The sequence below is a fragment of the Streptomyces sp. BK239 genome, from assembly GCF_004217285.1.
Lineage (GTDB): Bacteria > Actinomycetota > Actinomycetes > Streptomycetales > Streptomycetaceae > Streptomyces.
The window spans coordinates 230062-244760 of record NZ_SHKS01000004.1; the positions used below are offsets into that span (position 1 = coordinate 230062).

At 73.8% G+C, this 14699-nt stretch carries 12 protein-coding genes and 1 riboswitch; of the genes, 6 read left to right on the forward strand and 6 right to left on the reverse strand.

From position 1 onward, the window contains the following. Positions 1 to 166: 166 nt before the first annotated feature. Positions 167 to 2230, forward strand: coding sequence for a discoidin domain-containing protein (locus tag EV567_RS14560; RefSeq protein WP_130440006.1), 2064 nt, complete (start codon positions 167 to 169; stop codon positions 2228 to 2230). A gap of 37 nt (positions 2231 to 2267) precedes the next feature. On the opposite strand, the gene EV567_RS14565 is transcribed toward EV567_RS14560, so the two are convergent. The 4 genes from EV567_RS14565 to EV567_RS14580 are packed head-to-tail and all read right to left on the reverse strand — an operon-like array spanning position 2268 to position 4972. Beyond that, positions 2268 to 3125: an ATP-binding cassette domain-containing protein gene (locus EV567_RS14565; RefSeq protein ID WP_130440008.1), complete on the reverse strand. Its 858-nt coding sequence runs from the start codon at positions 3123 to 3125 to the stop codon at positions 2268 to 2270. Beyond that, positions 3122 to 3871, reverse strand: a complete 750-nt coding sequence (gene cbiQ / locus EV567_RS14570) for a cobalt ECF transporter T component CbiQ (protein WP_130440010.1) — start codon at positions 3869 to 3871, stop codon at positions 3122 to 3124. The genes EV567_RS14565 and cbiQ overlap by 4 nt, the downstream gene beginning before the upstream one ends. Positions 3872 to 3878: 7 nt before the next feature. Further along, on the reverse strand, positions 3879 to 4256 hold the full coding sequence (locus EV567_RS14575) for an energy-coupling factor ABC transporter substrate-binding protein (protein WP_130440012.1): 378 nt from the start codon (positions 4254 to 4256) through the stop codon (positions 3879 to 3881). Further along, positions 4253 to 4972: an energy-coupling factor ABC transporter permease gene (locus tag EV567_RS14580; RefSeq protein WP_130440014.1), complete on the reverse strand. Its 720-nt coding sequence runs from the start codon at positions 4970 to 4972 to the stop codon at positions 4253 to 4255. The genes EV567_RS14575 and EV567_RS14580 overlap by 4 nt, the downstream gene beginning before the upstream one ends. Before the next feature lie 29 nt (positions 4973 to 5001). Next, a riboswitch (cobalamin riboswitch) is annotated at positions 5002 to 5199 on the reverse strand. 52 nt (positions 5200 to 5251) lie between these two features. Here EV567_RS14580 and EV567_RS14585 point away from each other — a divergent pair. After that, complete coding sequence (locus EV567_RS14585; protein WP_130440016.1) at positions 5252 to 6340, forward strand: YihY/virulence factor BrkB family protein; 1089 nt, start codon at positions 5252 to 5254, stop codon at positions 6338 to 6340. Positions 6341 to 6370: 30 nt separating this feature from the next. On the opposite strand, the gene EV567_RS14590 is transcribed toward EV567_RS14585, so the two are convergent. After that, positions 6371 to 7327, reverse strand: a complete 957-nt coding sequence (locus EV567_RS14590; protein WP_130440018.1) for a helix-turn-helix domain-containing protein — start codon at positions 7325 to 7327, stop codon at positions 6371 to 6373. A gap of 239 nt (positions 7328 to 7566) precedes the next feature. Here EV567_RS14590 and EV567_RS28600 point away from each other — a divergent pair, with 239 nt between their 5' ends. The 4 genes from EV567_RS28600 to EV567_RS14610 all read left to right on the forward strand — a co-directional run bounded on the left by EV567_RS28600 (position 7567) and on the right by EV567_RS14610 (position 13804). Further along, positions 7567 to 7977 (forward strand): ANTAR domain-containing protein, encoded by a 411-nt coding sequence (locus EV567_RS28600; protein WP_407071590.1) that lies wholly within the window; start codon positions 7567 to 7569, stop codon positions 7975 to 7977. Positions 7978 to 8043: 66 nt separating this feature from the next. Next, positions 8044 to 10956 carry a BTAD domain-containing putative transcriptional regulator gene (locus EV567_RS14600; protein ID WP_130440022.1) on the forward strand — a complete coding sequence of 971 codons (2913 nt, stop codon included), beginning with the start codon at positions 8044 to 8046 and terminating at the stop codon, positions 10954 to 10956. Next, positions 10946 to 12823, forward strand: a complete 1878-nt coding sequence (locus EV567_RS14605) for a BTAD domain-containing putative transcriptional regulator (protein WP_242620806.1) — start codon at positions 10946 to 10948, stop codon at positions 12821 to 12823. The genes EV567_RS14600 and EV567_RS14605 overlap by 11 nt, the downstream gene beginning before the upstream one ends. A gap of 117 nt (positions 12824 to 12940) precedes the next feature. Then, entirely contained in the window at positions 12941 to 13804 is an 864-nt protein-coding gene (locus EV567_RS14610; RefSeq protein ID WP_130440024.1) for a helix-turn-helix domain-containing protein, read from the forward strand. 14 nt (positions 13805 to 13818) lie between these two features. Here EV567_RS14610 and EV567_RS14615 read toward each other — a convergent pair whose 3' ends face one another. Then, positions 13819 to 14481, reverse strand: a complete 663-nt coding sequence (locus tag EV567_RS14615; protein ID WP_130440026.1) for a hydrolase — start codon at positions 14479 to 14481, stop codon at positions 13819 to 13821. Positions 14482 to 14699: the final 218 nt, after the last annotated feature.

Consider the following 14699-nt stretch of genomic DNA (forward strand, 5'->3'; position numbering starts at 1 on the left):
TCCGCGGCTCTTCCCGGCGCTCGCCCGCCTCCTCGGGCGGTCCGGCTCGCGCATGCCGCGCTGATCGATCAACTCCGGTTCCGTTTCGACCTCTTGACGCGGCGTGCCGCAGTGGTGATCCTCATCGCATATCTGTACCGGTCATGACAACACAAGGACGTGAGCAGTGACCAAGGCTCGACGCCCGCACCGCGGACGCAAAGACGTCACCGTCGTGTCGCTGCTCCTCCTGGTGCTCGCCACGGTGCTCGGACCCACCCCGAGTTCGGCCGCCGCGGCCGACTGGTGGACGCCCACCGCCCGGCCCGCGCCGGATTCCGGTATCGACGTCACCGGTGAGCCGTTCACCGGGACCGACGCCCAGGGCAAGGTGCGCGGGTTCGTCGACGCGCACAACCACCTGATGTCCAACGAGGGGTTCGGCGGCCGCCTCATCTGCGGAAAGCCGTTCTCCGCCGCGGGCGTCGCCGACGCCCTCAAGGACTGTCCCGAGCACTACCCGGACGGCACCCTCGCCGTCTTCGACTACATCACCCACGGCGGGGACGGCCGCCACGACCCGGCCGGCTGGCCCACCTTCAAGGACTGGCCCGCCTACGACTCGATGACCCACCAGGCGAACTACTACGCCTGGGTCGAGCGCGCCTGGCGCGGCGGCCAGCGCGTCCTGGTCAACGACCTCGTCACCAACGGCGTGATCTGCTCGGTCTACTTCTTCAAGGACCGCGGCTGCGACGAGATGACCTCCATCCGGCTCCAGGCCAAGCTGACCTACGACCTCCAGGCCTACGTCGACAGGATGTACGGCGGCACGGGCAAGGGCTGGTTCCGCGTCGTCACCGACAGCGCGCAGGCCCGCCAGGTCATCCAGCAGGGCAAACTCGCCGTCGTGCTGGGCGTCGAGACCTCCGAGCCGTTCGGCTGCAAGCAGGTCCTGGACATCGCGCAGTGCAGCAAGGAGGACATCGACAAGGGCCTGGACGAGCTGTACGCGCTGGGCGTGCGCAGCATGTTCCTGTGCCACAAGCTCGACAACGCGCTCTGCGGCGTCCGCTTCGACGAGCACGGCCTCGGAACCGCCATCAACGTCGGCCAGTTCCTGTCCACGGGCACCTTCTGGAAGACCGAGAAGTGCACCGGCCCGCAGAAGGACAACCCCATCGGCGACGTGGCGGTCTCGAAGGCCGCGGCCGACCTCCCGGCCGGCACCGAGGCGCCCCGCTACGCGGCCGACGCCCGGTGCAACGTCCGCGGGCTCACCGGCCTCGGCGAGTACGCCCTGCGCGGCCTGATGAAACGCAAGATGATGGTCGAGATCGACCACATGAGCGTGAAGGCCACCGGCCGGGTCCTCGACATCCTGGAGGCCGAGTCCTACCCCGGCGTCATCTCCTCGCACAGCTGGATGGACGCCGACTGGACCGAGCGGGTCTACGCCGTCGGCGGCTTCGTCGCCCAGTACATGCACGGCTCCAAGGAGTTCAGCGCCGAGGCCGAGCGCACCGACGCCCTGCGCGACAAGTACGGCGTCGGCTACGGCTACGGCACCGACTTCAACGGCATCGGCGACCATCCCGCCCCGCGCGGCGCGGACGCGGCCGACAAGGTCGTCTACCCCTTCAGGAGCGCCGACGGCGGCTCCGTCATCGACCGGCAGACCACCGGACAGCGCACCTGGGACGTCAACACCGACGGCGCCGCCCACGCCGGCATGATCCCCGACTGGATCGAGGACATCCGGCTCGTCGGCGGCCGGGACGTCGTGGACGACCTCTTGCGCGGCGCCGAGTCCTATCTCGGCACCTGGGGCGGCACCGAGCGGCACCAGGCCGGCGTCGACCTCGCCAAGGGGGCGGCGGCGACGGCCAGTTCGGCCGAGTCCAACCCCTTCACCAGCTACGCCCCGGGCCGCGCCGTCGACGGCGACGCCGGCACCCGCTGGGCCAGCGACTGGAGCGACGACCAGTGGCTGCGCGTCGACCTGGGCGCCACCCACCTGGTCGGCCGCGTCACCCTGCAGTGGGAGCGCGCCTTCGGCAAGGCGTACCGGATCGAGCTCTCCACCGACGGCGTGACCTGGCGGACCGCCTGGTCGACCACGGCCGGCGACGGCGGCCTCGACACGGCCCGCTTCACCGGCGCCCCGGCCCGCTACGTCCGCGTCCAGGGCGTCACCCGCGGCACCGAGTGGGGGTACTCGCTCCACGAGGTCGGCGTCTACAGCAGCTGACACGGGCCTCCCGCCGCGGACCTCCCCGGTCCGGCCGTCAGGATTCGGCCGGACCCGGGGCCGCGAGGGGCGCCGCCGTCAGGGCGTTCAGTTCCTCGGGGCTGCGCGGACCCGGCTGGGACGCGTCCAACAGGCCCTGCGCGCGCAGCAGTCGCGCCGCCGCCACCCCCCACGGCAGCCGCAGCCCCGCCTGCCGCAGCAGGTCCGTGCGGGCCAGGGCCGCGGCGGCGGGGCCGGTGTGGGCGCCGGACGGAGTGAGCAGGGCCGCGTCGTCGGCCCAGCGCAGGGCGAGGTCGACGTCGTGCGTGGCCATCACCACCGTGGTGCCGGACGCCCGCAGCGAGTCCAGCGTGGCCAGCAGACGCTCCTGACCGTCCGGGTCGAGCCCCGCCGTCGGCTCGTCCAGGATCAGCACCCGGGGCCGCATCGCGACGGCGCCCGCGATCGCCGTCCGCTTGCGCTGCCCGTACGACAGCAGATGGGTGGGCCGGTCGGCCAGCGCGGCGATGTCCAGCGCGGCGAGCGCCTCGTCCACCCGGGCCCGCACCTCACCGTCGGACAGGCCGAGGTTCAGCGGCCCGAACGACACGTCCTGGGAGACGGACGCGGCGAACAACTGGTCGTCCGGGTCCTGCACCACCAGCTGGACGGTCGTCCGCAGCCGGGTCAGCCCCTTGCGGTCGTACGACACCGGCCGCCCCTCGACCCTCAACTCCCCGCTCCGGGGCCGCAGTCCACCGCTGAGCAGCCGCATCAGCGTCGTCTTGCCGCTGCCGTTGCGGCCCAGCAGGGCGAGCGCGCGCCCCTCGCGGACCTCGAAGTCGAGACCGTCGAGCACGGTCGGGCCGTCCTCGTACGCGAAGGAGGCGCCCCGCAGCGCGACCAGCTCGCTCATGTCAGAGGCCTTTCCAGGATCAGGGTCAGGACGGCAAGGGCCCCGAGGAGCCCGAGGGCGGCCGCCACGAAACGGACGGAGACGCGCGCCTCGGGCACCAGCACGCGCAGGGTGCCGTCGTAGCCGCGTCCGGCGAGCCCGGCCTGCAGCCGCGTCGCCCGGTCGAAGGCCCGCACGAACGCGGTGGCGCCCAGCCCGGCGAGCGAACGCCACTCCGCCGCCCGGCCGGTGTGCCCGAGCCGGGCCGCCTGGGCCTCCCGGATCCGGCGCACCGAGTCCAGCAGCAGGAAGCTCATCCGGTACGTCACCAGCGCGACGTCGACGACCGGCGCCGGCACCCCGGCCTTCACCAGGCGGGGCAGCAGGTCCGACATCGGGGTCGTGAACGCGAACAGCAGGACGCCGAGCGAGGCCGCCGAGGTGCGCAGCATCAGCTCCCCGGCGCGGGCCGGTCCGCCGTCGGCCCAGCCCACCCATCCGCCGGGCCCGCCCACGCGCACCAGCAGGGTGACCGCGCCGGTCGCGCAGAAGCCCAGCGGCACCCGATAGGCGCGCCACAACCGGCGGGCCGGGACGCCCGCCGGGCCCAGCAGCACGGCGAGCGCCGCCGCCAGCACCAGCGCCGCTCCCGGCCACGGCGGCAGCGAGATCGCCAGCACGGTCAGCCCCAGACCGAGCACGGCCTTGTCCACGGGGTGGCGGCGGCGCCAGCGACTGCTGTGCGCCGCCGCGTCGATCGGCAGCACGAGGTGCTCAGGCCGGTTCGGAGGCGGACCGTGCCGAGGCGCCCTCGGACGGGGTGCCGTCCGGGCCGTCCGCCCGGGTCAGGGCCCGCAGCTCGCCCTGGCGGCGGCCGCGGCGCAGCCCGAAGTAGTAGGCGAGCACGCCCGCGCCGAGCGCGGCCTGGAGAGCGAAGAGGGCCGACTCGATCTCGCCGGAGGGTGGTTCGTACAGGGGGGAGAACCAGGGCTCGTAGTCGGGCTCGATCTCGGTGATCGCGGTCTCCGCCTCGGCGTCGGAGCCGGTGAACGGCTCCTTCTTGTGGTCGCCGAGCCCGAGGGCCAGCGGCAGCACGGCCAGGGCGACGACGAGGAGGAGCAGCAGCGCGTTGATCTTCGTGTTGCGCTTCACCGGGCCACCGCCTCGGTGTCGGTGTCGGTGTCGACGCCGGCCTCGGTCTTCCGGCCGGCGAGCAGCACGCCGAGCCGGGTCAGCTCGCCCTTGCTGGACTGCACCAGCAGACGCATCACCAGCACCGTGAGCAGCCCCTCGCTGACGGCCAGCGGGATCTGCGTGACGGCGAAGATCGAGCCGAACTTGCCCAGCGCGCCGAGGAACCCGCTGCCGGGGTCGGGGAACGCCAGCGCGAGCTGGACGCTGGTGACGCAGTAGGTGGACAGGTCGGCGACGAACGCGCCGAAGAACACCGCGACCATCAGCGGCACGTCGCAGCGGCGCAGCAGCCGGTAGGTGCCGTAGCCCGCCCAGGGGCCGACGATCGCCATGGAGAACACGTTGGCGCCGAGCGTGGTCAGACCGCCGTGGGCGAGCAGCAGCGCCTGGAACAGCAGGGTGATCGTGCCCAGCACCGCCATGATCGGCGGCCGGAAGAGGATGGCGCCCAGCCCCGTCCCGGTCGGGTGGGAGCAGCTCCCGGTGACGGACGGCAGTTTCAGCGCGGACAGGACGAAGGTGAAGGCTCCGGACGCGCCCAGGAGCAGGGTGCTCTCGGGGTGTTCGCGCACTTCACGGTTGAGACAGCGCACTCCGTGGACGACGAACGGCGCCGACGCGACACCCCAGGCGACCGCGTGCGCCGGAGGAAGGAAACCCTCGGCAATGTGCATGGCTTGGCAGACCCTCTCCAGCACCTCGTGGATGGTTGACGCGCCCTGGCCGGTCTCCTGGCTGACGGGTACCACCGCCCGTGCTCCGCCTTCCCGGGTCGCAAGGACCCAGTGGCTGCCCGTGAGGGCCGGAGCCGGACTTCCCGATCACAGTGGCGAGGGCCGCACCGGCATCACACCGGATTTCCCGTTCACCAAGGCGTGGTGACAGTAGTGCCCATACAAACGCGCTGGCAAGCGGGCGTGTTATTCCGCTGCCCAGAGGGTTACTCCGGTGCTATGGCACGGACATCCAAATCCGATCACCGTATCGAGGGCCCCACCGGGACCGGACCGGAGCGCGAGCCCGGCCCGGACGAGTCGGTGGAACGGCGGGCACCGGACGAGCCCACCCAGCTGCCCAAGCGCTCCTGGGGGGCGGTGCTCAAGGGGACGGTCAAGGAGTTCCAGGACGACGAGCTCACCGACCGGGCGGCGGCGCTGACCTACTACGGCATCCTGTCGCTGTTCCCCGCCCTGCTGGTGCTGGTGTCCCTGCTGGGCGTCGCGGGCAAGTCGGCGACCGACGAGGTCCTCTCGAACGTCAGGAAGCTCGCCCCCGGCTCCGCCCGGGACATCATCAGCGACGCGGTGACCCAGCTCCAGGGCCGCGGCGGGGTCGGCTCGATCATGGCGGTCGTCGGCATCGTCCTCGCCGTCTGGTCGGCCTCCGGCTACGTCGCCGCGTTCATCCGCAGCGCGAACGCCGTCTACGACATGCCGGAGGGCCGCCCCGTCTGGAAGGTGCTGCCGGTCCGTGTCGGCGTCACGGTGACGCTGCTCGTGCTGGCCGTGATCAGCGCGCTGATCGTGGTCTTCACCGGTGACCTGGCCCGACGGGCGGGTGAGACGCTGGGCATCGGCGACACCGCGCTGACGGTGTGGTCGATCGCGAAGTGGCCGGTGCTGGTCGTCCTCGTCACGATCATGATCGCCCTGCTGTACTGGGCGACGCCGAACGTCAAGGGCCGCGGCTTCAAGTGGATCACCCCGGGCAGTGTGCTGGCCCTGCTCATCTGGCTGATCGCCTCCGCCGGCTTCGCGTTCTACGCGGCCAACTTCGCCTCGTACAACAAGACCTACGGCACGCTCGCCGGCGTGATCGTGTTCCTGGTGTGGCTGTGGATCAGCAACATCGCCATTCTGCTGGGCCTGGAGTTCGACGCGGAACTCGCGCGGCAGCGCGCCGTCGCCGGTGGACTGCCCGACGACGAGGAGCCCTACGTGCCGCCGCGTGACACGCGCGCGTGGACCGAGGAGGACCAGCGGCGGATGGAGGAGGACCAGCGGCGGGCGACGGACAACCGGCAGCGGGCGGACGACGAATAGGGTCCGCCGGGGGTGGGCCGCCCGGGGGGTTCAGTCCTCGCCGAGGGTGCGGTGGGGCGGGCGGCCGTAGGACGCGCGGTAGAGGGTGGCGAAGCGGCCCGGGTGGAAGAAGCCCCAGCGGGCGGCGACATCGGTGACCGTCGTGGCCGGCGGTGTCCCGGCGACCAGGTCGGCGTGTGCGTGGGAGAGCCGCACCCGGCGCAGATGGGCCAGGGGGGTCGTGTCCATGTGCCGCCGGAACGCGTACTGCAGCGCCCGGACCGTGACATGGGCGGCCGCGGCGATCTCGGCCACGGTGACGGGCTCGCCGGCGTGGTCCTCCATGTACGCCAGCGCGCGGCGCAGCACGGCAGGGCGGGCGTCGTTGCGGTCCGTCGCGGTGGGCTCGGTGAGCGCGGTGTTGGGGAAGGCGGCGAGCACGCCCGCGGCCAGGCCCTGGGCTGCGGTGGAGACGACCAGGGGCTGGTCGGCGAGCTCGGGCTCGGTCAGGATGTGGTCGCGGACGTACACGATGGTGCGCCGCAGGTGCTCGGCCGCGGCGGCGGAGTGGGGCCGGTGGCCGGTCAGCCGTACCGGCTCGGGTCTGCGGCCGGGCGCGGCGGAGGCGACCTGGGCGAGCAGGTCCGTGTCCAGCATCGTGATGTTGTAGCGGGCGTTGCAGATCCGGCCGGAGTACGGCAGGTCCGGCGGGGCGAAGGACACCACGTCACCGGGGCCGAAGGAGTCCTGGACGCCGTCGAAGGCATGGTCCTCGACCGTCCCGTCGTGGACGAGGCAGAGACAGATCCTGCCCAGCGGGGTGACGGAGTAGCTCATCTCGAAGTCGAGGTCGAGTTCGTCGACGGTCACGGACGGCATGGCGCTGCGGCTGATCCGCGCGCGGCCCGCCTCCGCGGCGCCGCTGCCGATCCGCATCCTGGCGTAGGCCTGGCTGAGGAAGTCCTCCGTCCGGCCCAAGTCGTCACTGTCGAAGAACAGCGTGTCCATCCCCGATACCGGATCCCTTCGATGTCGGACGTCCCCGCGCGGTGCGGAGACGACCGGCGACCGCCGGCCGCCGGCGTACCTCAGATGCCCCGCAAACGGGACCGCATTCGTTTTTCGGACGGTCCCGGCGGTGTCGTTCGTTCTGTGTGCGGCCGGAGCCCTGCCCGGCCTGAAGAGTGGGAAAGATGACGGAGTGGGCTGACGGGTGCGAGGGCGCGCGAGAGGGAGGAAGACGATTCGTGACGGGTGGTGCCCGGGAGCAGTCCGCGGAGCGGATCGCCGCCCTGGAGGCGGAGGTCGAGCAGCTTCAGCGGGCCGTCGCCTCCCACGCGGTCGTCGACCAGGCGATCGGTGTCGTGATCGCCGTCGGGCGTCTGCGCCCCGAGCAGGGCTGGGAGGTTCTCAAGGAGATCTCCCAGCACACCAACACCAAGCTGCGGGAGGTCGCGGAGTACGTGGTGCAGGGCGCCCACTGCGGCTGGCTGCCCGACGAGATCCACCACGCGCTCGTCTCGGCGCTGAGCCGCACGGACCCGCGATCCGGTGCCGGGGAGGACTCCGGCGTGGGCTCCGGTAGGAACTCCGGCGTCGGCCCCCTGGCCGACCCGGGCGTCGGCTCCCGGGGCGACTCCCGCGCTGACTCCCACTGACTCTCGGTGACGCTCTCCCTGACGTAGAGTCCACTGCGGGGAGCGGAACACCGGAGGGGGAATGACGTGCCGCTGGAGTCCGTGCGGTTCGCGGTCCTGGGGCCCGTGCGGGTGTGGCGGGGGGAGACGGAACTGGATCCCGGAGGGCCGCAGGAGCGGGCTCTCCTTGCGTTGCTGCTGGTCAGGGCGGGAGACCCGGTCGGCCTCGAGGAGATCGTCGACGTGCTGTGGGGGGCGGAGCCGCCGCGCAGCGCGGTCAACGTGATCCGGCGGCACGCGGGCTCGCTGCGGCGCCTGCTGGAGCCGGGGCTCGCCGTGCGCGCGGAGGGGCGGTGGCTGGTCCGGGCGGCGGGCGGCTACCGTCTCGTGACCGACGGTGACTGCCTCGACCTGCTGAGGTTCCGCGAACTGTGCGAGGCGGGGCGGCGGGCGGCGGGTGAGTCGCCCGCGCGGGCGGCGGAGCTGTTCACCGAGGCGCTGTCGCTGTGGCGGGGGCCGGCCGCGGCCGGGCTCCCCGACCACGCCCGCGCCCACCCGGCGTTCGGCGCGGCCGACCGCGAGCGCCTGACCGCGGTACGGGCCGCCGCCGACGCGGCGCTGCGCGCGGGGCTGCCCGACGTCGTCCTGCCCGAGCTGTACCGGGCCGCGGCGGCGCACCCGCTGGACGAACCCGCCCAGGCCGCGCTGATCCTCACCCTCGCCGCGACGGGCCGCCACGGGGAGGCCCGCGCCGCCTACGACGCCGTCCACGCCCGCCTCTCCGAGGAACTCGGCATCGACCCGGGACCGGAACTCCGGGAGGCGGGGGAGACGGTACGGGGGGTGAGGGCAGGGGGCGCGGTCGGCGGGGCGCCGTGCTCCGGGGCGGGCGCCGACGCCTCCGCCCCGGGCACGACTCCGTCGCCCGTCCCCGCCCCGGCGTCCCCGCCGGACGCTCCCCCCGACTCAGCCTCCGCCCCGGGCCCCGTCGCGCCCGTCCCCCGGCAACTCCCGCACGAAGTGCCCGTGTTCGCCGGGCGCGGGGACGAAACCGTTGGGATGCTCGCGGCGGGGGAGGGGCGGGTCGTGGTGATCGGGGGTATGGCCGGGGTCGGCAAGACCACGCTGGCCGTGCACTGGGCGCACCGCGTCGCCGGCCGGTTTCCCGACGGGCAGCTCTACGTCAATCTGCGCGGCTTCGACCCTTCCGGCGCGGTCATGGAGCCCGGCGAGGCCGTCCGGGGGTTCCTCGACGCACTCGGGGTGCCGCCCGACCGGGTGCCGCACGGCCTGGACGCGCAGGCCGCGCTCTACCGCAGCGTGCTGGCGGGGCGCCGCGTCCTGGTCGTCCTGGACAACGCCCGCGACAGCGACCACGTCCGCCCGCTGCTGCCGGGCTCGCCGGGCTGCCTCACCCTCGTCACCAGTCGCGACGAGCTGTCGGGGCTGGTCGCCGGCCACGGCGCGCACGCGCTGGGCCTGCGCCCGTTCGACGCCGGTCAGACGAGGACGTTCCTGGTCCGGCGGCTGGGCGTCGAACGGGTCGAGGCCGAGCCGGGGGCCGCCGACGAGATCGGCGAGCTGTGCGCCGGCCTGCCGCTGGCCCTCGCCTGCGTGGCCGCCCGCGCCGCCGCGCACCCCCGCTTCCCCCTCTCCGCCGTCGCCGCCGAACTGCGCGAGGCGCACGGCAGCCTCGACGCCTTCACCCGCTCCGACGCGTCCGTGGACGTCGGCTCCGTGTTCTCCTGGTCCTCCCGGGCCGTGTCACCTCCCGCCCGGCGGCTGTTCGAACTGCTCGCGCTGCACCCCGGCCCCGACTTCTCCCTGCCGGCCGCCGCCGCCCTGGCCGGCCTTCCGGCACGCCGAGTACGGCCGCTGCTGGCCGAGTTGACGGGTCTGCACCTCGTCGCCGAACACAGCCCAGCCCGTTACTCCTTCCACGACCTGCTCCGCGCCCACGCCGCCGAACTCGTCGAGGAACACCGCACCGAGAGCGAACGGCGCACGGCCCTGCACCGGCTGCACCACCACTACCTGCACACCGCGCACACCGCCGACCGGCTCCTCGCCCCCACCTCGGACCCGCTGCCCCCGCCCCCCGCACCAAAGGGCGTGCACCCCGAACCCCTGGCGGACGACGACCGGGCCCTGGCCTGGCTCACCGCCGAGCACGCCGTGCTGCTGGCCGTCGTCGACACGGCCGCCGCCTCCGGGCAGGAACGCGTCGCCTGCCATCTCGCCTGGTCCCTTGAGCCGTTCTTCGACCGGCGCGGCCACTGGCACGACGGGCTCACCGTCCAGCGCACCGCCCTCGCCGTCGCCCGCAGGCTCGCCGACCCGGCCCTGGAGGCCCGCGGACTGCGCGGACTCGCCCGCGTCGAAGGCCGGCTCGGGCTGCACACACAGTCCGTCTCCCGCCTGGAACAGGCCCTGCGACTGTTCGCGCGGCTCGGCGACGACACCGGCCGCGCCAACACCCACCGCAGCCTCGGCTGGGAACGCGAGCAACTCGACGACCTGCCCGGCGCGTTGCACCACAACCAGCTCGCCCTCGACCTGTTCCGCGCGCTCGGCGACCGCGCCGCGCAGGCCAGCGTCCTGAACTCGGTCGGCTGGTACCACGCCCTCCTCGGCGAGCACCGGCAGGCCCTCGCGCACTGCTTCGAGGCCCTGCCCATGCTCCAGGCCCTCGGCGACCGCTACGGCCAGGCCGTGACCTGGGACAGCATCGCCTACGTCCACCAGCACCTCGGCCGCCACTCGCACGCCCTGCTCGGCTACCGCAACGCCCTGACCCTGCTGCGCGACCTCGGCGCGCCGTACGTCGAGGCCGACATCCTCTCCCGCGTCGGCGACACCCACCAGGCCATGGGCGACCACGACAGCGCCCGCGCCGCCTGGCGGCAGGCGCTCACCCTCCTCAGGGACCTGGGCCACCCGGACGCCGAACGGGTCGAGGCCCGCCTCACCGGACGGGACGGACGCGCCGGTGCCGGCTGACCCCAGGGAAGAGCTGCGCTTCGAACTGCTCGGCCCGGTAAGGGTGATGAGGGCGGACCGCGAACTCGGACTCGGGTTCCCCCAGCAACGCGCCCTGCTCGCCCTGCTCCTGGCCCACGCGGGCCGCACCGTGCCGACGTCCGAGATCCTCGACGTGCTCTGGGCCGAACGGCCGCCCGCCAGCGCGCCCAACGTCGTGCGCCGTTACGCGGCCGCGCTGCGGCGGCTGCTGGAACCGGAGTCGCCGCGCCGTGCCCCCGGCGGACGTCTGCTGCGCCGCCCCGGCGGCTATCTGCTCCAGGCTGCCCAGGACGAGGTCGACCTGCTGCGCTTCCGGGAACTGACCCGGCAGGGCAAGCGCGCGGCGGCCACCGGGCGGCCCGAGACGGCGGCCGGACGCTTCACCGAGGCGCTGCGGGAGTGGCGTGGCCCGGTCATCGCCATGGGCATCCCCCAGAGAGCCCGCGAGCACGTGCAGTTCACGGCCGTCGAGCACGAACTCCTGCACACGGCCGTCCTCGCCGCCGACGCGGCCCTGCGGTGCGGCCGGGCCGACCAGGTCCTGCCCGCACTGCGCCGGGCCACCGCGCTCGCCCCGCTCGACGAACCCCTGCACGCGCGTCTGATCCTCTCCCTGGCCGCCTGCGGCCTCCAGGCGGACGCCCTGGCGGCGTACGACGAGGTCCGCCGGCGTCTGACGGCCGACCTCGGCGTCAGCCCGGGCCCCGAACTCGCCGCCGCCCACACGAGCGTCCTCCGCCAGGAAGCGGGCCGGCTGCGCTCCGGACCGACCGTGCGTCTCGACCGCGCCGCACCCGTCGTCCATCTGAGGACTTCGCCGGACCCCCGCGCGTCAGCGCGACTACCGCTCGAAACGCAGGAGTTCGCCGGTCGCAAAGCCGAACTGGACTGGCTGGCCGCGCGGTCGGCGGAGCCGGGGCCGACGGTACTCGCGGTCGTGGGGATGGCCGGCGTCGGCAAGAGCGCCCTCGCCGTGCACTGGGCGCACCGGACCGCCGGCCGCTACCCGGACGGCCTGCTGTACGTCCCCCTGCGCGGCACGGACCCCGCACGGCCCGCCCTGGACCCCTCGGAGGGGCTGCGCACGATGCTCACCGCGCTGGGCGTCCCCGCTTCTCAGGTCCCCGAGGGCCGGGCCGCGCGCGCCGGCCTCTACCGGACCCTGCTGGCGGACCGCCGCGTCCTCGTCGTCCTCGACGACGCCGCCGGGACCGAGCAGACGGGACCGCTGCTGCCCGGCTCGCCGGGCTGCCTCACCCTCGTCACCAGCCGCGACGCCCTCCCCGGCCTGATCGCCTCGGGCGCCCGCCCGCTGCGCCTGGAACCGCCGACCGCCGCCGACGCGCGCGAGATCCTCACCCGGCGGCTCGGCGCCGGCCGGGTGGCCGCCGAACCCGCGGCTGTCGACGAGATCACCGCCCGCTGCGGCCGCCTGCCCCTGGCCCTGACCGCCGTCGCGGAGCGCCTCAGGCGCCAGCCGGAGACCACCCTGGCCGCCCTGGCGGCGCAACTACGCGCCCACGAAAGCGATCTGGACGCCTTCGACGACGTCACCGGCGCAACACCCGACGTCCGCACGGCGTTTCTCGCCTCGTCCCGGCGCCTCTCCCCGCAGGGCGAGCGCCTGTTCCGCCTCCTGCCCCGCCACCCGGGCCCCGACCTCACCGCCACGGCAGCCGCCCACCTCGCCGGACTGCCCCTGCGCCGGGCCCGGATCCTCCTCGGCGAACTCGCCGACGCCCACCTCGTCACCGAGCACGCGCCCGCCCGCTACACCCTGCACCCCCTGCTGCGCGCCCACGCCAACGAACTCGCGTCAACCGACGGCCTGTTCGGACCGTACTGACGGCAACGGCAGCCGCCCCACCAGGCGTTGTCACTTCCCTGTCACTCCTTTTGCACATCCGCCGACCTACCGTCCCAGCGACCGGACCGACCGTCGCTCAGGAGGCATCAGCGGAAGATGTCCATCACCAGCACCATCGAAGCCCCCGTACGGCCGACGCCCGCCGGCGTGGAGATCCTCACCGGCGAGCGGGGCCCCGGCCCCCTGCCGGGCGAGGGCGCGCCGCCCCCTCGGCATCGGCTGCACGCCCGCGAGGGCGGCGAGTACCTGTTCGTGGGCCTGCGCGGCACGCCCGCCCCGCCCGCCGGGGCCGAGCCCGTCAGCGCCCGCCTCGCCCCGGGCGACGTCTGCTTCTACGACGCACACCGCCCGCCGGCACTGGACTTCCCCGAGCGGTTCCGGGCGACGGTGTTCCTCGTCCCGGGCGATCTGCTGGGGCTGACGCCCCTGGATGTACGGCGTCTCACCCGCACGCCGGTGACGCGCGTCTCCCGGATCGGCGCACTGCTGTCGCCGCTGCTGTCCGACCTCGCCCGCACCGCTGCGCAGGCCCGGCCGCCGGTCGGCGAGATGCTCGCCTGGAACGCGGTGAACCTCGTGGCGACCCTCGCCGCCGAGCGACTGGGCGCGGGCGGGCCCGGGGCGCCGGACGGACAGCCGCCGGTGCTGGGCCGCATCCTGGAGTACGTCGAACTCCACCTGACCGACACGGGGTTGTCGCCGGAGAGCATCGCCCGCGCGCACCGCATCTCCGTGCGCTACCTGCACAAGCTGTTCCAGGACGAGGGCACCTCGGTCGGCCGCTGGATCCTGCGCCGCCGCCTGGAGGAGTGCCGGCGCGACCTGAGACGGCACGGCCGGGGGAGCCGCACCATCGCGGCCGTGGCCGGCCGCTGGGGTTTCACCAGCGCCACGCACTTCAGCCGCGTCTTCCGCACCGCCTACGGGATGTCCCCCAGCCAGTGGCGGGACATCCCGTAGGCGCCGTACGCGGGTCAGCCCGCCGCGTGGGCGCCGAGGACGGCCTCCGCGTAGACGACGCCGAGACCGTAGGTGCCGCCGTGCTCCTTCACGACGCCCGTGGTGGCCTCGTACGTGTCCGTGCGTGCCCAGTCCCGCTGGAGCTCCAGCAGCACCTGCACCCAGGTCACGGGGACCGCGCCGCCCCGCACCATGCGCTGGACCGCGTGCTCGTGGGCCTGCGGGCTGACCCCGCCGGACGCGTCGGCGACGACGTACACCTCGTAGCCCTGGGCGAGCGCGGACAGGGCGGGCAGGACCACGCACACCTCTGTCCACAGACCGGCGATCACCAGCTTCTCGCGGCCGGTCGCCTTGACGGCCTCGACGAAGGCGACGTCCTCCCAGGCGTTCATCGTGGTCCGGTCGACGATCTCCTGCTCGGGGAAGACGTCCGCGAGCTGCGGCAGGATCGGGCCCGAGAACGAGTCGGCGGCCACCGTGCTCAGCACCACCGGCACGTCGAACGCCTTCGCGGCCTTCGCCAGACCCACCGTGGAGTTGATGATCGCGGTGCGGTCCCCGCTGCCGGTGCCGAAGAACATCTGCGGCTGGTGGTCCACGAACAGCATCGCGCAGTTGTCCGGGGTGAGCAGGTCGGGGCTGGGGGACGCGGTGACCTCGGAGATGTCGACCATGGTGAGAACCTTTCGGCACAGGGGTGATGTGAAGGGACGTTGCGATCCCACCCCCGCCGCCGCAGCCCGTGTGTTCCCGGAGCGCACCGGACGGTTCCCCACAGCGCACGGCCCGGTGTGCGCTGTGAGCACGACGGCCGTGCACGCACGGGCAATCCGGGGCCTGCGACCGCGCCTAGCGTGACGGCGCGACACACCGCACCACCGCTCAGCACACC